Genomic DNA, 24,261 nt, shown 5'->3' on the forward strand with positions numbered 1-24,261 from the left:
AATCAGCATGATAGAGTGAAAGCCTGTTTAAGCGGGAAAAAGCGACAGGGGAGGTCCATATGGATATATTAAAAAAGATTGAGTTATATCGTAAGGAAGAGGAAAAGCTTAAATGGGAAGGAACATTTGGAGAATACCTGGAGATTATTAAAGAGAAACCATGGGTTGCCCAGTCAGCACATTCAAGAGTATATAATATGATTAAGGATTCTGGTGTCGAAGAGGAAAATAGTCATAAGCGTTATAAATTCTTTTCCAACCAGCTATTTGGTCTGGAGGAAGCTTTAGAGAAATTAGTGGAGGAATATTTCCATCCATCTGCTAAAAGGCTTGATGTCCGTAAACGGATTTTATTATTGATGGGTCCTGTCAGCGGTGGTAAATCAACCTTAGTGACGATGTTAAAGAGGGGGCTTGAAGCTTATTCTCTCTCTGATAAGGGTGCAGTATTTGGGATTAAAGGGTGCCCGATGCATGAAGATCCGCTCCATTTAATCCCGCATCATTTACGGAAGGATTTCTTTGATGAATATAGTATCCGGATTGAAGGGAACCTTTCTCCATTAAACATGATGCGATTGGAACAGGAATATAACGGTCGAATTGAAGACGTGCTGATCGAAAGAGTCTTCTTTTCAGAGGATCGCAGAGTGGGGATCGGTACATTCAGCCCTTCTGATCCGAAATCGCAGGATATTGCCGATTTAACAGGAAGTATCGATTTCTCTACCATTGCTGAGTATGGTTCAGAATCGGACCCGCGGGCCTATCGTTTTGACGGAGAGTTAAATAAAGCAAACCGTGGGATGATGGAATTCCAGGAAATGCTGAAATGTGATGAAAAATTCCTGTGGCATTTGCTTTCTTTGACGCAGGAGGGAAACTTTAAGGCAGGCAGGTTTGCCCTGATTAGTGCGGATGAATTGATTGTAGCCCATACGAATGAAACGGAATACCGTTCATTTATTTCAAATAAGAAAAACGAAGCCCTTCATTCAAGGATTATCGTCATGCCGATTCCGTACAATTTAAAGGTGTCAGAGGAAGAAAAGATTTACGAAAAAATGATCCGTGAAAGTGATGTGGCCGATGTTCATATTGCGCCGCATACATTACGGGTGGCAGCTATGTTTACCATTTTAACAAGACTGAAGGAACCGAAAAAAGGTGATATCGATTTAGTGAAAAAGATGCGCCTTTATGATGGAGAAAGTGTGGAAGGGTATAATCAGGCCGATGTGAAAGAATTAAAGAAAGAATACGGTGATGAAGGAATGAGCGGAATTGATCCGCGCTATGTTATCAACCGGATTTCTTCTACTATAATCCGCAAAGAAATGACGAGCATTAATGCGCTCGACGTCCTGCTTTCGTTAAAAGAAGGACTTGATCAACACCCATCCATAACCGCTGAATTACGTGAACGTTACTTAAATTATATTTCCCTGGCACGTAAAGAGTATGATGAAATTGCGAAGAAGGAAGTTCAGAAAGCATTTGTCTACTCCTATGAAGAATCGGCAAAAACGTTAATGGAAAATTATCTCGATAATGTTGAAGCATATTGCAACAAAGTAAAACTCCGCGATCCTTTAACAGGAGAAGAAATTAACCCTGATGAAAAGCTCATGCGTTCGATTGAAGAACAAATCGGAATCTCGGAAAATGCGAAAAAAGCATTTAGAGAGGAAATTCTCATCCGCATTTCGGCTTATGCAAGAAAAGGGAAACGGTTTGATTACAATTCACATGACCGCCTTCGCGAAGCAATCCAGAAGAAGCTATTCGCTGATTTAAAGGATGTTGTGAAGATCACGACCTCAACTAAAACCCCAGATGAACAGCAATTGAAGAAAGTAAATGAAGTTGTCAAGCGATTAATTGACGAACATGGCTACAATTCTACTTCGGCTAATGAATTACTTCGCTATGTTGGAAGTCTATTGAACCGCTGATATGAATAACTGAAGCAGTAAGCAAACGATGTCAAACACGTTCCTTAGAATTAAAAAAGAGCATGATGATAAATGCTCTTTTTTTTGTTTTTTAGTCACCTGGGCGATTGTCATATTATTAAAATATTAGTAAATAATTTTCATTTTTTGCATATGATAGAGTAATCTAAAATGTTATTAGATACTCGCAATATTGTATGTATTCATGGAAAAAGTGTGCAGGAAAAATTCATTTTTTAAGGAGGGGTTGAAATGACTGAACAGAATAATCATCAATTTGTAATTTCTAAAGAAGACTGGTCCCTCCATCGCAAAGGCCACGATGACCAGCAGCGGCACAATGAAAAGGTTCAGGAAGCAATTCGTAATAATCTCCCAGAACTTATTACTGAAGAGAGCATTATTATGTCAAACGGTCGTGAAGTGGTGAAAATTCCGATTCGTTCTCTGGACGAATATAAAATTCGCTATAATTATGACAAGAATAAGCATGTTGGCCAAGGCGACGGGGACAGTAAGGTTGGAGATGTTGTGGCGCGTGATGGAGCTGATGGAAAGAAGGGGCCTGGAAAGGGTCAGGGAGCAGGCGATCAGCCTGGGGAGGATTACTTCGAGGCAGAGGTTTCGTTAATGGAATTAGAGGAGGCGTTGTTTAAGCAATTAGAGCTTCCAAATTTAAAACGCAAAGAGCAACAAGAACATTTGATTGAAGACATCGAATTTAATGACATACGCAAAACGGGATTAATGGGGAATATTGATAAGAAAAGGACGATGATGACGGCCTTTAAGCGGAATGCTATGCATGGCACACCGAAATTCCATCCTATTTATAAGGAAGATTTGAAATTTAAAACATGGAATGAAATTGTCAAACCTGATTCAAAAGCAGTAGTCCTTGCGATGATGGATACGAGCGGCAGTATGGGAATTTGGGAGAAATATATGGCACGCAGTTTCTTCTTCTGGATGACCAGATTCCTGCGTTCAAAATACGAAACGGTTGAAATAGAGTTTATTGCCCACCATACAGAGGCAAAAGTAGTTTCGGAAGAGGACTTCTTTTCCAGAGGGGAAAGCGGCGGAACCATTTGTTCATCAGCTTATCGTAAAGCATTAGAGCTTATTGAGGAAAAGTATCATCCGGATAAATTTAACATTTACCCGTTTCATTTTTCAGATGGTGATAATCTGACTTCTGATAATGCCCGTTGTGTTAAGCTTGTCGAAGAATTGATTAGTGTTTCCAATATGTTCGGCTATGGGGAAGTAAACCAATATAACAGGCATTCCACACTGATGTCAGCTTATAAAAACATCAAAAATGAACAATTTCGCTATTATATTCTCAAACAAAAGGTAGATGTATTTCATGCCATGAAAAGTTTCTTTAAGAAGGAAGAAGAGAATAAGCTATATGCTTAAAAACGATAGGCGGCAACCTATCGCTTTTTTTTTTGCCTTTATAAAGTTTCATTCAAAAATTTAATACAAATTGGATGCGGGACATGGATATCGGATTGCAGCAGTGAAAGTCTTCCAGATTCCAGGTCTCTTCTATAAATTACGATATTTTCTGATTCCTGGTTGGAGCCAATCATGTATTTTTCAGTTGGATCCAAAGCAAAGTCACGGGGCCAGTCTCCTGCGGATGATACATGCTCAACAAATGTCAGCCTTCCACTCGTTTCAGCGGCAGCAAAAACGGCGATGCTGTTATGTCCGCGATTGCCGGCGTAAAGATAACGACCGTCCGAGGTAATGTGGATAGCGCTTCCTTGATTATTTTCTGTAAAATCGGCAGGTATCGTCGTTATCGACTGCAGTTCGGTAAATGTGCCTGTTTCCGCATGATACTGTAAGACCACTACTTCTGAACTGTATTCTGTCATAATGTAAGCATATTTACCATTTGGATGAAAGTCCAGATGTCTTGGTCCGCTCCCCGGTGTGAGGTCCAACTGGCTGACCTTTTGCAAATGATCCTCCACGATTTCATAGGTTAGTAATTGATCAATACCTAAGTCAACTACTGCAACAAACCTTCCATCCGGGGTAAAGGTAGCATAGTGGGTATGCGGCTTTTGCACAGGAGCTTTGCCTTTGTGCTCGATGACGGAGGGCTGGCGGTTCACCTCTCTGTTTGCTGCATTTATGGTATAGGCTGTAATCGTTCCTCTATGGTAATTTGCTGCCAAGAGATAATGATTTTCGCTGTCGAGCTGCACATGGCAAGGCTGCGGACCTTCTGTTAGCTGCTGATTTAATAGCTGCAGTTCTCCGGTAGTGCTATTTAATGAAAAAGCCGCTACACCGCCCTGAGTTCCGTCCTGAACAATACTATAAAGATAGTTGTTATCTTTTGAAATCGCTAAATAGGTAGGATTATTCAGTTTTGCTGCCGGTTTGACTTCACTTATCTGACCACTCTCTGCATCAAAGAGGAAGGTATAGATTCCTTCACTTTCTCCTTTTGTATATGTACCGATAAATCCGCGGTATTTATCTATATGGCTCATTTTAACACTCCTAATCAAAAAGGATTGTATACTACCCTTTCATCATAACATGTCCGTTATGTGTGAAGTCAACGACGTTGTCCTGCCTGTGAGGACATTTGTCCTTTTATGGTGCCAGGCACCGAATTTTATAGTCATAAGTTAGAGAAAAGCAGTATATGTTTTATTATGCTCTAAAGGCCGTATATGCATGAGAGGGAAAAGAGAATGGGGAAAAAACTAATATTCTTTGTCACAGGAATTGCCGTTGCCTGCATGGGTGTTGCCTTTATTTTAAAATCAAATGCCGGGGCAGGTCCTCAGGATGTCGTGTTAATGGTATTAGCTAAAAAAACGGGTGTCACATTTGGAACTTGGGTGATTATTTCGCAAGGGATTTTTCTTTTATGCAATGCATTGCTGCTAAAAAAAAGACCGCAGTTTGAGTCAGTATTTACGATGGTATTATGGGGGCTGCTGGCCGATTTCTGGCTGGAAATCATTTTTGCTGATTTGCATTTTGTTTTAGTCACCCCTGTACTAAGATGGTCCTTCTTTCTTCTAGGAGTTCTGCTTATTGGAATTGGAGTCGGAATTTATTTAACATCTGAACTTCCACGGATGCCATATGATGGAATGATGGTGGCCTTAAGCGAAAAATTTCATGTGAATTTAATGGTTTCACGAACGATATTAGAGCTGCTCCTTATTTTCCTTGGCATCATGGTTGGCGGAAAAGTAGGGGTGGGGACGATTGTTATTGTCCTCTGTATTGGGACGATCATTCAATTTTTTAATCAAGTGTCGCTCAAAATCTACCATCATACGTTTGACTTCAAAAATGCTTTTAAAAAATTTAGCTAATGAATGGATAGACCTGTCTCTGCATTGCTATCAATGCGGAGACAGGTCTCCTTTTGTTATGTTATTGCAGCTGCTGTCCTGTTGCCGGAGCGTAGCTGTTGATTACATTGACCATATCATTTTGGTCTAATCGGGCTACTTGATAATATCCATGTTTGTTTTGATATTGGAAAATTTCATAAGCCATTTCAATAAAGTTAGGAACGGAGTCGGCAATGACCCTGCGGACAACAGGGTTTGTTACCTCAAGTGCACCCATTGTCATCACACTGGCACTTGATTTTACCAGTCCCATCATATAACCGGAAATACATTGGTCAGTGATTTGAGAAGCGTTTGTATGAGGCTTCTTAGGCTGCCCTGGCTGTAAACCATAAATAACATCATTATTTTGTGTCATCGTATATCTTGTTGTATGGTGGGATGGATTTCTCCCGGATTTGAAACATTCACAAAGGATATTGTAATTATCCAGAATAAATTGATGCTGCCGGTTGAGCATATCTCTTAATTCAGGGTCCTTTACTTGCTGCTGGTATAATAAATATTGATCCAAAGTAGAAGTTAAGCACCCTAAAACTTCATGAACATCCATCAGCTCATGTCCGCCGTGTAATGTATCTGTCGCCTGCATATTAGGCATCATTTGCTGAGTATTATTGGTTGGGTTAAGTGTTTGCTGCATCTTGTTTGTACCTCCGGCTGAAATTTTGTCGGCAATACTGTGCCGTACATCATTATTATGTAAAAAATCATTTTAATGATGTCTGGAAAATAAAACTTTCAATCGGATTGCTGTTGTGCAGTTTTAATAATGAAAAGGAAAAAGGCCGCTTCAAAAACACCGGCATCATCTGCCGCTGTTTTGAAACAACCTTATAAAAAGTGGTTAAAAGAATAGGTTTAACACTAAATAAAACAATCCTGCCAAAGCGGCTGAAATGGGCAGCGTAATAACCCAAGTAATGAGCATCCGCTGTGCCGTTCCCCATTTTACCCCTTTTAAGCGGTGGGAAGCACCGACACCCATAATGGAAGATGAAATAACATGGGTTGTACTTACCGGTAAGTGGATATAAGTTGCTCCAAAAATAATCATTGCACCTGTTAAATCTGCTGCAACTCCGTTAACAGGGCGGATTTTCATGATATTACCGCCGACTGTTTTAATGATTTTCCAGCCGCCGACAGATGTACCGAGCGCCATGGAAGTCGCGCAGGCTATTTGTACCCAAAGGGGAACATCATTTGAAGTAAGATGGCCGCTGGTGATTAACGCCATTGTAATTATACCCATTGCTTTTTGCGCATCATTTGTTCCATGTGAGTAAGCCTGTAATGCTGCGGTGAAAATTTGAAAGATACGAAAACCTTTATTGGTTTTCGTTAAATTATTGTGTTTAAAGATAATTTTAAAAATGCTGTATACAATAAACCCTGCTACAAAGGCAAGAATAGGTGAAACAATTAAAGCCTCAAGGATTTTGATAAAACCTGTATAATTTAATGAGCCAAAACCTGCTGCTGCAATGGCGGCCCCGGCAATGGAGCCGATAATGGCATGGGACGAACTGCTTGGAATTCCGTAATACCATGTGATTAAATTCCAGGCAATCGCTGCCAACAGTGCGGCTAAAATAACCACTGAGCCGTTAGGCAGTGTAAAAGGGTCAACGATATCCTTGGTGATGGTTTTTGCCACACCTGTAAACGTCAAGGCACCGACAAAGTTCATCACAGCAGCGAGGACGATCGCATGCCGCGGTTTTAATGCTTTAGTTGAAACTGATGTTGCAATGGCGTTTGCTGTATCATGGAAACCGTTGATAAAATCAAATGCCAGGGCGCAGATGACAACTAAGATGGTTAAAATAAAGAGTGCATCCATTTGTCAAATCTCCTTATGCATTTTTCATAATGATGGTTTCCAATGTATTGGCCACATTTTGGCAGTAATCGGCAACATTTTCCAGATTCTCATAAATTTCTTTGTATTGAATGATTTTGATCGGATCTTTTTCAACGGAGAAAAGATGTTTAATCGATTGTCTTTGAATCCCGTCACATTTTGACTCATAATCTTTAATTTTTATGGCATGTTCACGGATTTGCAGTAATTTCTTTGTGGAAAGGAGCACAACTGCATCCTGAATTTCATTAGCACAGCCTTTCAGTGCCTCAGAAAATTTCAGCATAAATTCATCAGCATCGGTAATGTTGTACATTTCAAATAATGCTGAAGTGTGCTCTAATCCGTCAAGCACATCATCCATACTGATGGTTAAGGATAAAATGTCTTCTCTCTCAATTGGGGTAATAAAGGCATTATTTAATTCCTTTATCACTTCATGGACATATGTATCTCCTTTTGTTTCAAATTCTTTCATTGTTTCGGAAAAGATTTTTAAATCCGTTACATTTTGTAAACGGTAATCAGCAAAAAAATTGGCTGCTTCTTGCAGATTTGACGAAATATTATGCAGCATCACTGCAAATTTATCCTTCTTTTTGAAAACCATTTTGTTACCCCCAAAAATTATTTCATCCAAAGTAAAACCAAACGAGTTAATTCTAATCGAAAAATGTCGAATATAAAAGTTATTCAACGAAAAATTTACATAATCTTAATATTACCTATGTTGCACAAGCAACATACTTAATAAAAATTTTATGTTGCTTGGTTAAATTGAATTAGGGTCTATATCCGTAAATATGACCGGTGTATCAAGAAATGGAGCATGGCAGGTAATTTTTTCCTCTGTGAAAGGATGGATAAATTCTAGTTTTACAGCATGCAGGGCCTGTCTCGTAAAGACCGGTTTTCCTCCGTACAACATATCCCCGGCAAGCGGATGACCTATATGGCTGAGATGTACGCGGATTTGATGCGTTCTTCCCGTTGCTAATTGGCACTTTATCATCGTGCTCTTTTTCCTTTGTTCGATTTTTAGTACTTCATAATGGGTGACAGCCGGCATCCCTTTAGGGGAGACTCTTCTTCTCACGGGATGGTGCCGATCCCTGCCAATGGGTTCATCAATCGTCCCTTTCAGATTAGTCAGTATCCCATGAACAATGGCCAAGTAGGTTCGCTTAATTTCCCTTTTTTCCAGCATTTGATCCAAAAGAGAGCCGACAAAAGGGTGCTTTGCGAAAAGAACGGCACCGGTGGTATCGCGATCAAGCCGGTGGACATGCTTTATTTGTCTAAATTCTCCTTTAGACTGAAGGTAAAAAGCTGCAGCATTGGCTAAGGTGTTCGTCTGGTCAGGCGCATTTGGATGAGTATCCATACCTGCCGGCTTATTCACTACCAGAAGATGGTCATCCTCATAAAGAATGGACAGATCAAAAGGACCCGGCAATAGACCGAAATCTGCTTCGGTAAAAAAGCGGATTCTGACTTGTGCTTCCTGCTGCAGCGGTTTTGTCCAATTTGCAGGTTCTCCATCAACTAAGACTCCTTTTTCCATTCTCAGTATATGGGTTTGTTTTTTCGGTGCCTGCCAAATACTGCGAAAAAGTTCCTCAATGGTAAGACCTTCCCATTTTTCTGGAATAATTATTTCAAACCACTCATCGATACGTTTTGTTTGAATCATGCTATTCTCCTAATTGATTAATGTTATATCGCTCATTTTTAGCGGTTTCTGATGCGCTTGGGGCTGCTCACAACAGTGACTCCCGCCCTTCTATTAATTACCATCATCTTAGCATAAGATAATATGCTATTCTATTAGTATCTATGATACTGATCAGACTGATTAAAGGTGGGTTTAGAGTGAAAGTGGTTTTTGCTTCGACTGAAAGTCAAGAAGAAAAAATAAAGGAGCTTATCGATCATTTCTATTCTGATATCTTTCCTGCATATTTTACAGATGGAGATATTCAGAAATATGAAAGGCTCAAAGTATTAAATACGTCCAAAAGTCATTTTGAGCAATTTGGCACTTTGAAGGACGCCTATCAGGTGATTGCAAGCTTACAGACATTGATCGCGATTCTTGAAACAAAAACCTTGGATGGACAATATATGGAGACTTTTTATAAAAATGTATCCATCTTAAAGGACTACGGCTTCTATTTTCCGTTTGAATATGAACAATTTGAGGTATCTAAATTAGCTAAAGCGGACGAAATCAGCCTATATACTAAGCCGGCAAACCAAATGTTAATATAGCGGAAAAAGGCAGACATTATATTTGTCCGCCTTTTTTCTATTATTAAACTAGATGTAATAAAATGAATGTTCCAAAGGGCGTTACTGGCTGTTTTCCTCGAACCATTGACGGTAGGTTGCTTCGTCCCGTAGGTCTTTAATTCTGGCAGTTTCTTTTCCTTTTTTAAACTGCACAATGGTTGGGGTGCCTTCTATCCGATATTTGTCCCATCCCTCTTCAAATTCGAGGAGATTGTATTGGACAAGGTTTATCCCCATATCTTCGGCCAGCGGCATCAAGATTGGTGTAGCCTGTTTGCAGAATTCACAGGTTGATTGAAAAAAATAGACCGTAACATCTTCTTTATTGGCTAATTTTTTTTCCAGTTCTTGCGGGAGAATGATGTTTTGATAATTTTCATCATCCAATAAATCAACGGTGGCAGCATAAAGAGTATCTTTGCCATACGGGTTTCCTTTTGCTTTTTCTTTATTTTGCATATTGGTTAATAATCCAAGCACAGCAAATAATACGACAATGATTCCTAAAAAGATTAGTACCTTTTTCAACTTATTTTTCCTCCTTTGAGCTTTTCCAAATCAGAAAACTGCATATAAAGATCACAATAAATGCGGTCAGTGCTAAAAAAGGAATGGTAATGAAACCGAACCAGTTAATGTATTGGCCAGTGCATGGGATTCGGCCGCAGGCTGGTGCTGCTTCGGAAATAAAACTTACCTTTTGCAGTAAATAATGGTAGAGAGAAATCCCTCCTCCAATAGCTGATAAAACCATTGAATAAATGGTGATTTTGAACTCCTTTCTAACAACGGCTATTCCCAAAAGAATGACCAGAGGATACATGAGGATCCGCTGGTACCAGCAAAGCTCACAAGGCTCATAGTGCCGAATTTCCGAAAAAAACAAGCTGCCGAACATAGCAATGACAGATGCCGCCCAAGCAATAAAAAGAAATGATTCACGAGAATCTTTTTTGATATCTTTCATGATGGTCTCCTTTGGCAAAAATGAGTAGAGGTTGAGAACCCTTTTACTTGCATTATAAACGGGGAAAATTTAGGTGTAAACAAAATCAATCTGTTTAGATAGGAATTCTGTATTATAAAATTAAAAAAGATATTGAGGCATTTTGTATAAATGTCAGTTTTTGTATGGAATTGTTACTGTTTTGTCACCATAATAACCTGCGGTAAGCTTTAATAATTTTCTAATTTACGGTAATATTTTATTCAGACCAGCGGTCGTTGAATTGATCGTGTATTATTAGGAGGTTATACATTAATGAGTTGGAGAAGTAAGGCAGATAGATGGATGCAATTTGAATTATTAGATTCAACAGTAAAGGAACAATTGAACAAAATCGCCGCAGATGAAAAAAGTCTTGAAGAAGCTTTTTATAAAGACTTGGAATTTGGCACAGGCGGTATGCGCGGAGAAATTGGTGCCGGAACTAATAGGATGAATCTATATACTGTCCGGAAGGCATCTGCAGGTCTCGCTGCCTTTATTAATAGCAATGGCTTCGAAGCGGAAAAAAGAGGGGTAGTCATTGCTTATGATTCACGGCATTTTTCTCCTGAATTTGCAATGGAGGCCGCAAAAACTTTAGCTTCAAGAGGAATTCAAACTTATGTATTTGAATCATTGCGTCCAACACCGGAGCTTTCTTTTGCTGTTCGTTACCTGCAAGCCTATTCCGGGATTGTCGTGACAGCAAGCCATAATCCACCAGAGTATAACGGCTATAAGGTGTATGGTTCAGATGGCGGTCAAATGCCACCTGAAGCAGCAGATATCATTATTGAACAGGTTAATAAAATAGATAATGAATTATTAATAGATGTAGAAAGCGAAGCAGTATTAAAGGAAAAAGGATTAATCAAAATTATCGGTCCTGAAGTGGATCAAGCTTATATTGAGAAACTGATGACGATTTCAGAAAATCCAACATTAGCGGATGAAGTGGATGTGAAGGTCATTTATACGCCATTGCATGGTACAGGAAATATTCCGGTCCGCAATGGATTAAAGGCTCTTAAATATCAGCATGTAACAGTGGTGGCAGAACAGGAACTGCCTGATCCGGAGTTTTCAACAGTTAAAAGCCCGAATCCAGAGGAACATGCGGCATTTGAATTAGCGATTGAAGCGGGAGAGCGTATTGGTGCGGACCTGCTGATTGCGACAGATCCGGATGCAGACCGTTTAGGACTCGCTGTGAAAAACAATGCAGGAGAATATGTTGTCTTAACAGGAAACCAAACGGGGGCGCTCCTTCTTCATTATATTTTATCCCAGAAGCAAGCGAAGGGAACCATGCCAAAGAATGGGATTATGTTAAAAACGATTGTAACAAGTGAATTGGGACGAAAGATTGCTGCATCATTCGGCGTCCATACTTTGGATGTATTAACCGGTTTTAAATTTATTGGGGAAAAAATAAAAGAATATGAAATGACGGGTGAATATAAATTTTTATTTGGTTATGAGGAAAGCTATGGTTATTTAATTGGTGATTTTGTCCGTGACAAAGACGCGGTTCAGGCGGCACTATTGGGAACGGAAACCGCTGCTTTTTATAAAAAGCAGGGAATGAGCCTTTATGATGCGTTAATGGCCATATTTAAAGAGTACGGCTATTTTCTTGAGGGTCTCCGTTCCTTAACCTTAAAAGGGAAGGATGGTGCCGAATTAATTCAAAAAACGCTTGCTTCATTCAGGGAAAATCCTTTAAGGGAAATTGGAGGCTTAAAGGTAACAGCAGCGGAAGATTACTTAACAAGCATCCGGACAAATTTAGATGGTACATCGAATCCGATTCACCTGCCAAAATCGAACGTTCTGAAATATTATCTGGAAGATGGGACATGGATTTGTTTAAGACCATCAGGCACTGAACCAAAAGTAAAATTTTACTTCAGCGTTAACAGCGGCAGTCTCGATGAAAGTAAAGAGAAGTTGACCCGCATTGAGCAGCAATTTATGGACATCGTTAATGAAATAATTTCAAGTTTATCCAAATAATAAGGTGTATAGCGTAAAACGCGTCGAACATAAAAAACACGGTTCTAGGCTAAAGAACCGTGTTTTGTCATTGGTGGTATTCTCACTATCGTTACTTTAGTACATAAAGCGGCTGTTGTTTATCAAACGTTCTATTCTCTATCTGAGTGTTGGCGTGGTCGATGTATCGCAGTAAAGAATATAACTTTTTCTCCACAATGGAGTAATCTTTCTCAAAGTTATAGGCATGCAGAAAATGCTCAATTTTTTTGGCTAAAAAGTTGTCGGCTGTACGAACCATCAGAATTAATAAATTGTCCCACTCTGAGCGGTATGTGTAATATAGTGCTCGGTCATAATCAACCTTCATCATGGTTTTCCTTTCTCCTCCTTTTCTAAGGAGTTGATATTAGTTTGAACGAGATAAAGAAAATATTGCAGTGTAAATGTTGGACTAATTGTTATCTCGGGGTGCCACTACTTACCAGATGAAATGACAGGAGAACCGTACGGATTCTGCAGACAATACATATATGGGTTCTGAATTTCCTTATTTCAGTATCTTTTTGCCACGAAGGACAGTAAAGATTCATGTTTCTTCCTGTTTCTTCATACATTGTGATATGAAGAAATGAAGGGGGAGACAAGAATGAACGAGGAGGAGCGTAAAGCACTTCAGTATTCCATTGAAGAAATTACGGAAATCGCAACTGGTTTCGGTCTCGATTTTTATCCTATGCGTTATGAGGTTTGTCCGGCGGATATTATCTATACATTTGGAGCATATGGGATGCCGACAAGGTTTTCTCATTGGAGTTTCGGAAAGCAATTCCATAAAATGAAACTACATTATGATTTAGGTTTATCGAAAATTTATGAGCTGGTCATTAACTCCGATCCGTGCTACGCATTTCTGCTCGATTCGAATTCGTTAATCCAAAATAAATTGATTGTGGCCCATGTCCTAGCGCATTGTGACTTTTTCAAAAATAATGTCCGCTTCCGTAATACGAAGCGCGATATGGTCGAAAGTATGGCAGCAACAGCTGATCGAATCCGCCAGTATGAAATCATTCACGGCAAAAGAGAAGTGGAAGTATTTTTAGATGCCATCCTTGCCATAGAAGAACATATTGATCCTTCCCTAATGCGCCCGAAGCTGGCATGGAATATAGAGGATACTGAATTTGCGGAAGATGAGGATGTAAAATCAGCGACAAAGTATGACACTCTTTGGGAATTGGATGAACGAAATAAGCCAAAGCAAGAAAAAACGCCTAAGAAAAGGAAATTCCCGCCGCAGCCTGAAAAAGATCTACTGCTATTTATTGAACAATACAGCCGTGAATTAGAGGAGTGGCAGCGTGATATTTTAACGATGATGCGGGAAGAAATGCTTTATTTCTGGCCGCAGCTTGAAACGAAAGTCATGAACGAGGGATGGGCATCCTATTGGCATCAACGAATTTTACGGGAAATGGACTTAACTAGTGCTGAAGCATTGGAATTTGCGAAGTTAAATTCAGGTGTTGTTCAGCCGTCACGCACAAGCATCAATCCCTATTATTTAGGTCTGAAAATTTTTGAGGACATTGAGGAACGGTATAATAATCCAACGGAAGAAATGAAGAAAAGGGGAGTAGTACCGGGCTCAGGGCGGGAGAGGCTATTTGAAGTAAGGGAAATCGAGTCTGATATTTCCTTCCTGCGCAACTATTTAACAAAGGATTTGGTCATGAGGGAGGATATGTATCTGTTTCAAAAGCAGGGGAAGGATTATAAAATTGTAGATAAAAATTGGGAGCATATACGCGACCAGCTTGTTAACGTAAGAGTGAATGGGGGATTTCCCTATATCACGGTCAATGATGGCGATTATATGAAAAATGGTGAATTGTATTTAAAGCATTGGTATGAAGGGATTGAACTGGATTTACGTTATTTAGAAAAGGTGCTTCCGTATGTTTACCAGCTTTGGGGCAGGATGATTCATTTGGAAACCGTCAGTGATGAAAGAAATCTAATTTTCACATATGATGGCAAGAATATTCAACGGAAATTTATCTAATGGAATAAAAGGGTGCAGGATGCTTAAACTGCACCCTTTTATTCAAGCTTCAGCCATCTCTTCCTTTTTCACTTCGATATATAGAATGTGATGACCCTCAATTTCTTTGACGGTAAACCTGTATCCTTCTGCAGAAATCTGATCCCCTAATTTAACATCATAATTTTGCGACAGGAACCAGCCGCCGAATGTATCGATTTCTTCTTCGATAAGGGTTGTGCCAAGCAGGTCATTAATATCTTCCATTAATACCTTCCCGCTGATAATGTAATGGTTTTCACCGTTCTTGCGAATATCGGCCACTTCATCGGTATCAAATTCATCGCGAATCTCGCCGACAATTTCCTCGATGATATCCTCAACGGTAACAAGTCCGGCAGTCCCGCCATATTCATCGTGCAAAATGGCCATATGCGAGCGGTCTTTTTGCATTTTTAGCAAAAGGTCGTGAATCGGTATCGTTTCAATCACACGAATAACCGGTTTAATAAAGGGCTCGATCGTGCTGTCTGGTTTTATGGAGGTATGATTTATGGAAGCGGTAAGAATCTCTTTTATATTGATGATACCTTCAATATTATCTTTGTCTCCATTCATGACAGGATAACGTGTATATTTTTCTTCTCTAATCACGTCAAGCACTTCTTTGAAGGTGATCTCAATAGGCAGGGTGACCATTTCTGTACGCGGGACCATAATCTCTTTAGCGATCCGGTTATCAAATTCAAAAATGTTATTCACGTATGTGAGCTCAGATTTATTAATTTCACCGCTTTTATAGCTCTCTGACATAATGATACGCAATTCTTCTTCTGAAAGGGCTAATTCACTTTCAGAAGCAGGTTTCAAACCAAATAAGCCGTTAAGAAGTCTCGCTGAGCCGTTTAATACCCAAATAAAGGGAAACATAATCTTATGAAACCAAATGATGGGTTTTGCAAAGGATAACGTGATTTCCTCAGCCTTTTGGATCGCAACCGTTTTAGGTGCCAACTCGCCAATAACGACATGAATAAATGTAATCATACTAAAGGCAATGAAAAAAGATAGAATACTGGCCGCTGATTCGCTGACATTCAAAGAGATAAACCAAGGATGAAGAATCTTCTCAACTGTAGGTTCTCCCAGCCACCCTAAGCCTAGTGCTGTAATGGTAATCCCAAGCTGGCAGGCTGATAAATAATTGTCTAAATGAGTAATAACATTTTTCGCTGCTTTTGCTCCAGGTTTGTTTTCCTCGATTAATTGATTAATTCGGGAACTTCGTACTTTTACAATGGCAAACTCTGTTGCTACAAAAAAGGCTGTTAACGCAATCAGGATTGCGATTAGTATCAGATTAATTGTTATCAATTATGAAGGGACTATTTTCGGGACAGTCCCATGCACCTCCTAGTTCTTTTTGCATAGAAAGACTCATTTTTCAACATTATATCATAAGTGACTGGAGATGTAATGGATGGTCCATTGCAGCAAATGAAATCGATATTATTACTATACCGATTCGAAAAAAAAGGATAAAATGTATGTATTATGAAAAAAACGAGAATGTAGTATAGTAAAGATATAAAGGGGACCCGAGGCATGGATGAACTTACAAAAATAATACAGAATAAGAGTGTTAAGCGATTCATTATATTGGTTCTGATTGCTCTCGTCTTGTACAGTATGAGAAGTATGATCAACTTTATTCTGCTGACATTTATTTTTACATTTTTAATCAATTCGCTTGTTAGTATTGTTTATAAAAAGCTTCATATAAACCGAAAGCTGACGGTTATTATTTCTTATACGTCGATTGTCGGTTTTTTGTCTTATGGCATTGTGAAATACTTACCAATTATCATTTTTGAAATAACGGAGCTGGTTAAACAGGTTACCGCATTTTACCGGCAGCCGCAGGATAATATCTTGATCAATTATTTAGTCGGTCTTCTAGAGAAAAACCAAATTTCTCAGTATTTAGAGCAGGGTCTTACCTTTGTGATGAAGTACTTTACGAATTTTAGCCAATTTGCCATGCAAGTGCTGCTTGCTTTGCTGCTCAGTTTATTCTTTTTGCTGGAGAAACCTAGACTCGTGGCATTTACCCGTCAATTTAAGGAAAGTAAACTAGCTGATTTCTATAATGAAATTGAATTTTTTGCTGGTAAGTTTGTTCGTACTTTCGGAAAGGTCATTGAGGCACAATTTATTATTGCTATCGTCAATTGCGTGTTGTCTGTTATCACTCTTTCGATTATGGGCTTCCCGCAAATATTTGGCTTGGGAATGATGATTTTCTTTCTCGGATTAATTCCTGTTGCCGGTGTCATTATTTCATTAATTCCTCTTAGCCTGATAGCGTACAGTATTGGAGGTTTTATTCAAGTTTTATATGTTTTAATCATGATTGCGATAATTCATGGAATTGAGGCATATATTTTGAATCCAAAACTAATGAGTTCGAAGACGGATTTGCCGATTTTTTATACGTTTATTGTGTTGATTTTTTCAGAACATTTCTTTGGGGTTTGGGGATTAATTATCGGGATTCCAATATTCGTCTTTTTGCTGGATGTATTAGATGTAACCAATTCTGAGAGAAGGGTCAAGATAAAAAGCTGAACCTAGGTGGTTCAGCTTTTTTCTGGATTTTGTGGGGATTTTACCCGCTATTTAAACCAGCCTTTTTTTTGAAAATAAACATACATACCATATCCAATTCCAGCCATAATAAACATGACCGAAAAATAACCATATTTCCAGTGCAATTCAGGCATATTGGCAAAGTTCATGCCGTAAATACCGGCAATAAAGGTTAATGGCATAAAAATGGTCGTAAATACAGTTAATATTTTCATTACCCGGTTCGTCTGATGGGAGTTATAGGAGAGATAGCTGTCTCTTATATCAGCCGTAATCTCCCTATTGGCATCAATCATCTCGGATAATTTAAGTAAATGATCGTAAATGTCTAAAAAATATTCCCGATGGTTCATGATCCCTGGCAGACGGTGGGAGTTTAACATGCGGTAGACAAGATCTCTCATCGGGGAAACCGTTCTTCTTAACATCAACAGCTTTTGTCTTGCAGCAAACAGTTCCTCTAGAAGTGTTTCCATCGATTCATTTTGCGAATTCTCATCAATTTTTCCTAAGGTGTCCTCGATTTCGTAGGCAATAGGGAAGTATTGGTCTACCAGTTCATCTATCATAAAATGGAGGACTTTATACGAATCCCATTCCCTCACATTTACCTCATTATGAAACAATCTCCACATTTTATTTACTTCTTCCAGCCGTGTATGATGATACGTAACGATAAAATGATCGCCAACAAAAAAGTCCAATTCTTCTTTGGTGAAAGTGGATGGATTCATACTCTGGGTAATAAAGAAGGTATGATCCTCAAAGTAATTGAGCTTAGGGCGCTGCTGCCAGTATATACAATCTTCAATGGCCAGAGGATGAAAATGAAGCAAGTCCCGCAGCAGTAAATTTTCCTTTTCATCCGGTTGATCAAAATCTATCCAATACCATAAAAAACCTTCTGCAATCAGTGTTTCAATGGGGAGGTTTTTTTTCAATAAACCTTCTTCATCCACTGCGATTGTCCTAATCATTTTTACTGCCTCCTATGTATGAGTCCTTCCATTATAAACCGAAAAAAAGAAATCAGCATCAGGTGCCGATTTCTGATTCAGACGGAGGGGGTCTTATAATCCCCGATCTAATCTGTACAATTGACGGTAGTGCTCATTTGTTTTTAATAATTCCTTATGGGACCCGTGCATGGTGATTCTTCCGTTGTCGATAAAAATAACTTCATCCATTTTTTCAATGCCGATTAAATGATGCGTCACCCATATGATTGTTTTATCCTTTAAGGCGGTAAAAATCGTATCTAATAAAAACTTTTCCGTCTTTGGGTCAAGACCAACTGTCGGTTCATCTAAAATAACGATCGGTGTATTGTTTAATAATATCCGTGCCAGCGCAATTCTCTGCCGTTCTCCTCCAGAAAAGCGCTGACCAGTTTCTTCCACATGTGTATTTAACCCTTTTGACAGTGAATGGATATACCCATCCAGATTTACTTGTCTAATGACGTGCTCAATTTCTTCTTCTGCTGCAGTCTGATTTCCGAGGCGAATATTGTTCTTTACGCTGGTGGCAAATAAATAGGGTTTTTGATTCAATACACTAACCATCTTAAAGATAGCATCACCGTATTCGTCTGGACGCCAGCCATTTATTTCGATTGTACCAGCGGAAGGGATTCGTGCCCCCAGTAATAATTGCAGCAATGTAGATTTACCGGCACCGCTTTTGCCTAAAACCGCTATTTTCTTTCCTTGTGGAATCGAAAGTGAAATTTGCTGTAAGGCATCTTTTTCTTCCTTTTCATAACGAAAATAAACATTGTTAATTTCAATATCCGCTGCCGCACTGATGGGCACATTTGGCAAATCTGCCGCTGCTGAATGCGGTGCAAACTGGGCAATATGGTCCAGGCGCTGCAATGATTCATGGTAGGCTGGAATCCGTTCAACCGCATGTGATACTGGTATCAATGTTTCTACAATGGGGATAGTGACCAGTACAAATGCAGCAATATAAGCTGGTGCTAAGTCACCGGTCTGTACCTGGTTACCTGCCCAAACACCGGTTGTAATGAGGACTAAACCAGAAATGAACTGTAGTTGAAAGGTCCGAGAATGATTCCAATTGCGTATCTTTTTGTCCATTTGATTACTTTCCATGCTGTCAATCGAAAACTGTTTGATAAACCGTTCTTTTTGTCCGCTGATCATCCAATCTGAAAGACCGAAAACAGCATCTGTTAATGTTCGATAAAGATGGCTTCGTTTTTGTTTCTGTTCTATCTGCTGCTTTTTCCAAAAATATAAAGAAAGAAGCGGATAGACTAGGATGATGATGCTTAAACAAAAGGCAATCCAAAGGGCAAAAATCCAATCAAAGAAAGCAAGAGAGATGAAAGCTGAAACAAACAATGTTAGTGCGGTCAGGATTGGGAAAATCGTCCGAATATACACATCCTGTAAATGTTCAATATCATCTGCCAATGTGCCAAGGAGATCACCGGTTTGAAAGCGGGAGCGCAAAAACAGCGCCTGTGGTTCTAAAACATTGTATAATTTGACCCTCATTTGTGAAAGGATTTTTAACACAGCATTATGCCCGGCTAAACGTTCTGCATAACGGGTTACAGCCCGCGAGATCCCGAAAGTCCGCACTAAAACAACGGGAACATAAATCATTAGGATATTCTCCGGTCTTTCTGCGGCACGGGAAATTAAGTATCCGGAGACGAAAATCAGCATAGACGCTCCGACAGCGGTTAGGAACCCAAAGAAGACTGCCGCGAGGATGGATTGTCTATATTGTATTAAATAAGGTTTAATATAAGTTTGATAAAGCTTCATCAATCCATCCCTCCTAATATTCCGCCTTGTGCCGCAACAAGCCGGTAATAATAATCCTTTTTCATTAATAATTCATGATGATGACCAATTTCCACCAGTTTTCCATTATCCAAGACAAAAATAATATCCATTTCACGCATCCAATGTAACCGGTGTGTCGCGAAAAAGACCAATCTTTGCTGCATCAGCGGCAGGAGCATTTGCTTAATCTCATGTTCTGTCTCAATATCCAGATGGGCGGTAGGCTCATCAAACAGCATAATCGGGCGTTCCTGAAGGAGGGAACGGGTTAAGGCAATCCGCTGTTCTTCACCACCGCTTAACATTCTGCCTCCCTGTCCAATCTGCTCATCTAAGCCATTGGGCAGCTTGTCAACAAATTCGGTTAATCCGGTTACTTTTATTGCCTCCTCAATTTCTTCCCGTGAAGCATCCGGGGCATACAGCTTGATATTATCAGCGATTGTACCGGAAAAAATATAGGGGTGCTGTGGAATATAAATAATCTGCTCCTGCCATCCGGCATGTGAGAAGTTATTTATCTTTACCCCATCCATTGAAATTTCACCTGTTGAAGGTCTGGCAAACCCGGATAATAGGTCAATTAAAGTGGATTTCCCTGCTCCGGAGGCTCCAACGATGCCAACCTTTTGGAACCCTTTAATGGAGAAATTAATATTTTCAAGGATCGGTTTTTTTTCTTCTTCAGAACGTTTACTTAATTCTTTGACGGTAAGACTGCTGTCATAAGTCCAGCGCTCTATTTGTGGTGCCGGCTGTTGTTCTTCTGCTGCATCCTTTTGCAATAAGCGGTGAATTTGATTTCCGGCATCTTTTCCGTCCATCGTTGCGTGGTAATCAGTTCCTAAATCGCGGATGGGCTGAAAATATTCCGGGGCGAGTATCAACACCGTTAATGCCGCCTGAAGACCGATTGTCCCATCAATTAAGCGCAGACCAAGCTCGACAGCCACAACGGCAATGGAGAGACTGGAAAAGAAATCTAACGAAAAGCTCGATAAAAAGGCGATTCTTAAGGAGCGGATGGTGGCAATCCGATATTTATTGCTAATGTTGTCAATCGACCCTTGATGTGATTTACTTTTCCCTAAATATTTTAACGTTAAAAGCCCGCGCAGCGAATCAACAAAGTGCCGTGCTAGAAGCTGATAGCTGCTCCATTGCGTCTTTGCGTATTTTTGTGCTGCCACCCCTAATAAAATGAGAAACATAATCATGATCGGCATCGTTAAAGTTAAGACAATACCAGAAGGTGAATCGGCACTGTAAATATAAATTAGTAATACAATCGGGATGGCAGCCATCGCGATCGCCCGAGGAATAAATAGTTCTAAATACGTACAGAATTTTGGGATCCCTTCTAAAGCAAGGGTAATCATATTTCCTGAACCATTTTTGCCAATGCCGCGGGGACCTAATTTGAACATTTGTTTAATCAGAAAGCTTTGATAGGTAAATGAGATTTTCTCAGCAAAATGAAATGCTGTTTTTTCTTTGAGCCATTGCAGAAAATGGCGGGTTAGAAAAGCTGCTGCAAAGCCGGCAAAATAGGGAAGGACAGCTTGGAAGGCTGTCCCGTTAAACATATTTGTAATAGCCGCTGCCAAGAGAACGGCTTGGAAAACAATCGTTATCCCTTGGAGAACAGTCAGTATTCCAACTATGAACATATGCTGTTTTATGCCTTTATAGTGGAAAAGATGTTTATCCATTAGTATTCTAAATGCTCCTTATCTGTTATCCGTTTTCGGAATACGTAATAATTCCAAATGGTATAAGCAAGGACAATCGGTACCATTGTAAAGGCGATAATTGTCATTAATTTAAGCGAGTAATCTCCTGATGCTGCATTATAAACCGTTAAGTTATAGGCTGCATCTGTTGAACTGAGCATCACATTTGGGAAGAGGGCGATAAAGAATGACGCCGTTACCAGAACAATCATTAAACCTGTTGCCGTAAAGCTGAAGCCTTCTTTTTTCGTCTTCATAAAACCGAAAAGGGCTAAGTAAAGTAAGATAACCACAGCGTACAGCGGGATTAAGATGGCACCTTTTTCTGCTAACGTATCTGTATAGATTCCTGTTAGGACGACAAAGAGCACCAGTACTGCGCCAAGGGCGAAATAGATTTTTTTTGCAGATGTTGCGGCACGCTCACGGAGCGGACCAGTCGTTTTTAAAGAGATAAACATCAAACCGTGCATATAAGCAAGCAATACCACAGCAATACCGCCCACAACGGTGTAAACATTCACAATATCAAAGAATCCTGCTGCCATATTCATATTTTGATCAATTGGCACGCCTTTAATCAGGCTGGTGAATAATACGCCGACTAAGAACGGCGGAAGCAAGCTGCCGAGGAAGATGGACCAATCCCAGGTCTTGACCCATTTAGCTGAAGCGGCTTTTCCCCTGAATTCAAAAGCCACACCTCTTGCGATTAAGGCTAACAAAAGGACGACAAATGGCAAATAATAACCGCTGAATAATGTAGCATACCAGTTCGGGAAGGCGGCAAACATAGCACCACCGGCGGTGATCAGCCATACTTCATTGGCATCCCAGAATGGTCCGATTGAATTGATCAGCATTCGCCTTTCCAGATCATTTCTGGCAAGGAATTTTGTACTCATTCCGACACCAAAATCAAAGCCTTCCAAGAACAGAAACCCAATCCATAACACCCCGATAAGGATAAACCATATCTCACTTAGTTGCATGTTCTACACCCCCAGCGCTGAATGGATCCGTCGTATTAATATTATCTTTCGGTTTTGCATGAGGACCTTGTTTAATTACTTTAACGAATAAATAAACCGTTGCCACACCTAATAATGTATAAACGAGTGAGAAAGCAATGAGTGAGAATAATACTGAGCCCGCAGAAACATTCGGTGATACAGCATCTGCCGTTTTCATTAATCCATTTACAATCCAAGGCTGACGACCGATTTCTGACATGATCCAGCCAAAGGTATTTGCAATATAAGGAAGAAATATGGCCGGAACCAATAATTTCAAATAGAAAGTTTTATTTTCAATGGTTCTGCGGCGGCTGTAAATTAAACCGACTAAGCTTAACAGAATCATTGCTCCTCCGGCTGCAACCATTATGCGGAAGCTCCAGAAGGTTGTTTTTACGGGAGGAATATAATTTCCTGCACCAAACTGCTCTTCATATTGAGTCTGAAGGGTATTCATACCCGTTACTTTTCCAGTGAATTCTCCATAAGATAAGTAGCTTAAAAGATACGGGATTTCTAATGTTCCTGTTACTTCTTTATTTTCCGTATCAATTTTCGCCCATACCGTCCAGGCAGCCGGATCGCCGCTGTCTTCATATAATCCTTCCGCTGCAGCCATTTTCATTGGCTGCGCTTCAACAAGATAGGTTGATTGTGAATGACCAGAGAATGCGATCCCCACAGTAGATATTAAGCCGATAATGAGTGCAATCTTTATTGAACGTTTGAAGAAATCCAAGTCGCGCTTTTTCAAGAAGTTCCAAGCGCTGATTCCTGCAACAAAAAAGGCGCCTGTTGCCAGTGCAGCAAATATGGTATGCGGAAAAGCAACCAATAATTTAGTGTTAGTTATAACTGCTAAGAAATCGTTTGTTTCGGCGCGTCCATTTTGCAGCGCGTATCCAACAGGATTTTGCATGAAGGAGTTGGCGGCCAGAATCCAGAAAGCGGAAACGGCTGTCGCAAATGAAACGAGCCAAATGCTGGCTAAGTGCAGTTTTGCGTTAATTTTGTCCCAGCCAAAGACCCATAGACCAATGAAAGTTGATTCAATAAAAAACGCTAGTAACGCTTCAATGGCGAGTGGTGCTCCAAATACGTCCCCCATAAATCGGGAATATTCGGACCAGTTCATTCCAAATTGAAATTCCTGAATGATCCCGGTTACAACCCCGACAGCAAAATTGATGAGAAAGAATGTCCCCCAAAACTTTGTCATCTTTTTGTAAATTTCTTTCTTTTTAACAATGTACATTGTCTGCATGACTGCCACTAAAAATGCCAGACCAATGGACAATGGCACAAAAATGAAGTGGAACACAGTTGTTGAAGCAAACTGAATTCGAGCTAAGATAAGCTCTTGCATTATTGTAAACCCCCTTTAAAAAAATCTGAATTTTTCATCACCCTCTATAATGATTTTAACAAAACTAGTTTGTGAAGTTGTGAACATTGGAAGGGGTAAATGTGACAATTTTAGCAACTGGGTTTTT

The 24,261-nt window shown here is 39.8% G+C and carries 21 protein-coding genes; 7 read left to right on the top strand and 14 right to left on the bottom strand.

Features of this window, described 5'->3' with window-relative positions; all coding sequences use genetic code 11:
* Window positions 1-59 precede the first annotated feature (59 nt).
* Entirely contained in the window at window positions 60-1,955 is a 1,896-nt protein-coding gene (locus HNR53_RS00165; protein WP_184521315.1) for a PrkA family serine protein kinase, read from the top strand.
* A 252-nt stretch (window positions 1,956-2,207) separates the two neighbouring features.
* The gene (gene yhbH, locus HNR53_RS00170) at window positions 2,208-3,380 is read left to right on the top strand and encodes a sporulation protein YhbH (RefSeq protein ID WP_184521317.1); all 1,173 of its coding nucleotides are present in this window, start codon (window positions 2,208-2,210) and stop codon (window positions 3,378-3,380) included.
* A 38-nt stretch (window positions 3,381-3,418) separates the two neighbouring features.
* Here yhbH and HNR53_RS00175 read toward each other — a convergent pair whose 3' ends face one another.
* Window positions 3,419-4,474, bottom strand: a complete 1,056-nt coding sequence (locus tag HNR53_RS00175) for a lactonase family protein (RefSeq protein ID WP_184521319.1) — start codon at window positions 4,472-4,474, stop codon at window positions 3,419-3,421.
* Between the two features lie 207 nt (window positions 4,475-4,681).
* On the opposite strand from HNR53_RS00175, the gene HNR53_RS00180 reads away from it, so the two are divergent.
* Window positions 4,682-5,317, top strand: a complete 636-nt coding sequence (locus tag HNR53_RS00180; protein ID WP_184521321.1) for a YczE/YyaS/YitT family protein — start codon at window positions 4,682-4,684, stop codon at window positions 5,315-5,317.
* A gap of 61 nt (window positions 5,318-5,378) precedes the next feature.
* Here HNR53_RS00180 and HNR53_RS00185 read toward each other — a convergent pair whose 3' ends face one another.
* The 4 genes from HNR53_RS00185 to HNR53_RS00200 form a co-directional block, all read right to left on the bottom strand.
* Window positions 5,379-6,002, bottom strand: coding sequence for a spore coat protein (locus tag HNR53_RS00185; RefSeq protein ID WP_184521323.1), 624 nt, complete (start codon window positions 6,000-6,002; stop codon window positions 5,379-5,381).
* 204 nt (window positions 6,003-6,206) lie between these two features.
* Window positions 6,207-7,205 (bottom strand): inorganic phosphate transporter, encoded by a 999-nt coding sequence (locus HNR53_RS00190; protein ID WP_184521325.1) that lies wholly within the window; start codon window positions 7,203-7,205, stop codon window positions 6,207-6,209.
* A gap of 13 nt (window positions 7,206-7,218) precedes the next feature.
* The gene (locus tag HNR53_RS00195) at window positions 7,219-7,836 is read right to left on the bottom strand and encodes a DUF47 domain-containing protein (RefSeq protein WP_184521326.1); all 618 of its coding nucleotides are present in this window, start codon (window positions 7,834-7,836) and stop codon (window positions 7,219-7,221) included.
* Between the two features lie 162 nt (window positions 7,837-7,998).
* Window positions 7,999-8,919 (bottom strand): RluA family pseudouridine synthase, encoded by a 921-nt coding sequence (locus HNR53_RS00200; protein WP_184521327.1) that lies wholly within the window; start codon window positions 8,917-8,919, stop codon window positions 7,999-8,001.
* Between the two features lie 179 nt (window positions 8,920-9,098).
* Here HNR53_RS00200 and HNR53_RS00205 point away from each other — a divergent pair, with 179 nt between their 5' ends.
* Window positions 9,099-9,497, top strand: a complete 399-nt coding sequence (locus HNR53_RS00205) for a DUF5365 family protein (protein WP_184521329.1) — start codon at window positions 9,099-9,101, stop codon at window positions 9,495-9,497.
* An 81-nt stretch (window positions 9,498-9,578) separates the two neighbouring features.
* Here HNR53_RS00205 and HNR53_RS00210 read toward each other — a convergent pair whose 3' ends face one another.
* Together HNR53_RS00210 and HNR53_RS00215 are read right to left on the bottom strand one after the other, a co-directional pair.
* Window positions 9,579-10,046, bottom strand: coding sequence for a thioredoxin family protein (locus HNR53_RS00210; RefSeq protein ID WP_184521331.1), 468 nt, complete (start codon window positions 10,044-10,046; stop codon window positions 9,579-9,581).
* 1 nt (window position 10,047) lies between these two features.
* Window positions 10,048-10,485, bottom strand: coding sequence for a disulfide oxidoreductase (locus HNR53_RS00215; RefSeq protein WP_184521333.1), 438 nt, complete (start codon window positions 10,483-10,485; stop codon window positions 10,048-10,050).
* Between the two features lie 294 nt (window positions 10,486-10,779).
* On the opposite strand from HNR53_RS00215, the gene HNR53_RS00220 reads away from it, so the two are divergent.
* Window positions 10,780-12,522 (top strand): phospho-sugar mutase, encoded by a 1,743-nt coding sequence (locus HNR53_RS00220; RefSeq protein ID WP_184521335.1) that lies wholly within the window; start codon window positions 10,780-10,782, stop codon window positions 12,520-12,522.
* Window positions 12,523-12,613: 91 nt separating this feature from the next.
* On the opposite strand, the gene HNR53_RS00225 is transcribed toward HNR53_RS00220, so the two are convergent.
* Entirely contained in the window at window positions 12,614-12,874 is a 261-nt protein-coding gene (locus HNR53_RS00225; protein ID WP_184521337.1) for a YhdB family protein, read from the bottom strand.
* Between the two features lie 276 nt (window positions 12,875-13,150).
* Here HNR53_RS00225 and HNR53_RS00230 point away from each other — a divergent pair, with 276 nt between their 5' ends.
* Window positions 13,151-14,569, top strand: coding sequence for a SpoVR family protein (locus tag HNR53_RS00230; protein ID WP_184521339.1), 1,419 nt, complete (start codon window positions 13,151-13,153; stop codon window positions 14,567-14,569).
* 42 nt (window positions 14,570-14,611) lie between these two features.
* Here the strand turns inward: HNR53_RS00230 and HNR53_RS00235 are convergent, their stop codons facing one another.
* Window positions 14,612-15,922, bottom strand: a complete 1,311-nt coding sequence (locus HNR53_RS00235) for a hemolysin family protein (protein WP_184521341.1) — start codon at window positions 15,920-15,922, stop codon at window positions 14,612-14,614.
* A gap of 231 nt (window positions 15,923-16,153) precedes the next feature.
* On the opposite strand from HNR53_RS00235, the gene HNR53_RS00240 reads away from it, so the two are divergent.
* Entirely contained in the window at window positions 16,154-17,176 is a 1,023-nt protein-coding gene (locus tag HNR53_RS00240; protein WP_184521343.1) for an AI-2E family transporter, read from the top strand.
* Between the two features lie 47 nt (window positions 17,177-17,223).
* Here the strand turns inward: HNR53_RS00240 and corA are convergent, their stop codons facing one another.
* The 5 genes from corA to HNR53_RS00265 all read right to left on the bottom strand — a co-directional run bounded on the left by corA (window position 17,224) and on the right by HNR53_RS00265 (window position 24,134).
* Window positions 17,224-18,174, bottom strand: coding sequence for a magnesium/cobalt transporter CorA (gene corA / locus HNR53_RS00245; protein WP_184521345.1), 951 nt, complete (start codon window positions 18,172-18,174; stop codon window positions 17,224-17,226).
* A gap of 93 nt (window positions 18,175-18,267) precedes the next feature.
* Complete coding sequence (gene cydC / locus HNR53_RS00250; RefSeq protein ID WP_184521347.1) at window positions 18,268-19,998, bottom strand: thiol reductant ABC exporter subunit CydC; 1,731 nt, start codon at window positions 19,996-19,998, stop codon at window positions 18,268-18,270.
* Window positions 19,998-21,731 carry a thiol reductant ABC exporter subunit CydD gene (gene cydD, locus HNR53_RS00255; protein ID WP_184521349.1) on the bottom strand — a complete coding sequence of 578 codons (1,734 nt, stop codon included), beginning with the start codon at window positions 21,729-21,731 and terminating at the stop codon, window positions 19,998-20,000. Before cydD ends, cydC begins: the two co-directional genes overlap by 1 nt.
* The gene (gene cydB, locus HNR53_RS00260; RefSeq protein ID WP_184521351.1) at window positions 21,731-22,744 is read right to left on the bottom strand and encodes a cytochrome d ubiquinol oxidase subunit II; all 1,014 of its coding nucleotides are present in this window, start codon (window positions 22,742-22,744) and stop codon (window positions 21,731-21,733) included. The genes cydD and cydB overlap by 1 nt, the downstream gene beginning before the upstream one ends.
* Window positions 22,731-24,134 carry a cytochrome ubiquinol oxidase subunit I gene (locus HNR53_RS00265; protein WP_184521353.1) on the bottom strand — a complete coding sequence of 468 codons (1,404 nt, stop codon included), beginning with the start codon at window positions 24,132-24,134 and terminating at the stop codon, window positions 22,731-22,733. The genes cydB and HNR53_RS00265 overlap by 14 nt, the downstream gene beginning before the upstream one ends.
* Window positions 24,135-24,261 lie beyond the last annotated feature (127 nt).

It is taken from the genome of Bacillus benzoevorans, from assembly GCF_014207535.1.
GTDB lineage: Bacteria > Bacillota > Bacilli > Bacillales > Cytobacillaceae > Bacillus_BD > Bacillus_BD benzoevorans.

Coding starts and splice junctions, on each gene's coding strand:
- cydD (WP_184521349.1), bottom strand. CDS start 21,731: ATGGATAAACATCTTTTCCACTATAAAGGCATAAAACAGCATATGTTC.
- HNR53_RS00175 (WP_184521319.1), bottom strand. CDS start 4,474: ATGAGCCATATAGATAAATACCGCGGATTTATCGGTACATATACAAAA.
- HNR53_RS00195 (WP_184521326.1), bottom strand. CDS start 7,836: ATGGTTTTCAAAAAGAAGGATAAATTTGCAGTGATGCTGCATAATATT.
- HNR53_RS00185 (WP_184521323.1), bottom strand. CDS start 6,002: ATGCAGCAAACACTTAACCCAACCAATAATACTCAGCAAATGATGCCT.
- HNR53_RS00265 (WP_184521353.1), bottom strand. CDS start 24,134: ATGCAAGAGCTTATCTTAGCTCGAATTCAGTTTGCTTCAACAACTGTG.
- HNR53_RS00200 (WP_184521327.1), bottom strand. CDS start 8,919: ATGATTCAAACAAAACGTATCGATGAGTGGTTTGAAATAATTATTCCA.
- HNR53_RS00230 (WP_184521339.1), top strand. CDS start 13,151: ATGAACGAGGAGGAGCGTAAAGCACTTCAGTATTCCATTGAAGAAATT.
- HNR53_RS00225 (WP_184521337.1), bottom strand. CDS start 12,874: ATGATGAAGGTTGATTATGACCGAGCACTATATTACACATACCGCTCA.
- HNR53_RS00180 (WP_184521321.1), top strand. CDS start 4,682: ATGGGGAAAAAACTAATATTCTTTGTCACAGGAATTGCCGTTGCCTGC.
- yhbH (WP_184521317.1), top strand. CDS start 2,208: ATGACTGAACAGAATAATCATCAATTTGTAATTTCTAAAGAAGACTGG.
- cydB (WP_184521351.1), bottom strand. CDS start 22,744: ATGCAACTAAGTGAGATATGGTTTATCCTTATCGGGGTGTTATGGATT.
- HNR53_RS00190 (WP_184521325.1), bottom strand. CDS start 7,205: ATGGATGCACTCTTTATTTTAACCATCTTAGTTGTCATCTGCGCCCTG.
- HNR53_RS00165 (WP_184521315.1), top strand. CDS start 60: ATGGATATATTAAAAAAGATTGAGTTATATCGTAAGGAAGAGGAAAAG.
- corA (WP_184521345.1), bottom strand. CDS start 18,174: ATGATTAGGACAATCGCAGTGGATGAAGAAGGTTTATTGAAAAAAAAC.
- HNR53_RS00215 (WP_184521333.1), bottom strand. CDS start 10,485: ATGAAAGATATCAAAAAAGATTCTCGTGAATCATTTCTTTTTATTGCT.
- cydC (WP_184521347.1), bottom strand. CDS start 19,998: ATGAAGCTTTATCAAACTTATATTAAACCTTATTTAATACAATATAGA.
- HNR53_RS00220 (WP_184521335.1), top strand. CDS start 10,780: ATGAGTTGGAGAAGTAAGGCAGATAGATGGATGCAATTTGAATTATTA.
- HNR53_RS00240 (WP_184521343.1), top strand. CDS start 16,154: ATGGATGAACTTACAAAAATAATACAGAATAAGAGTGTTAAGCGATTC.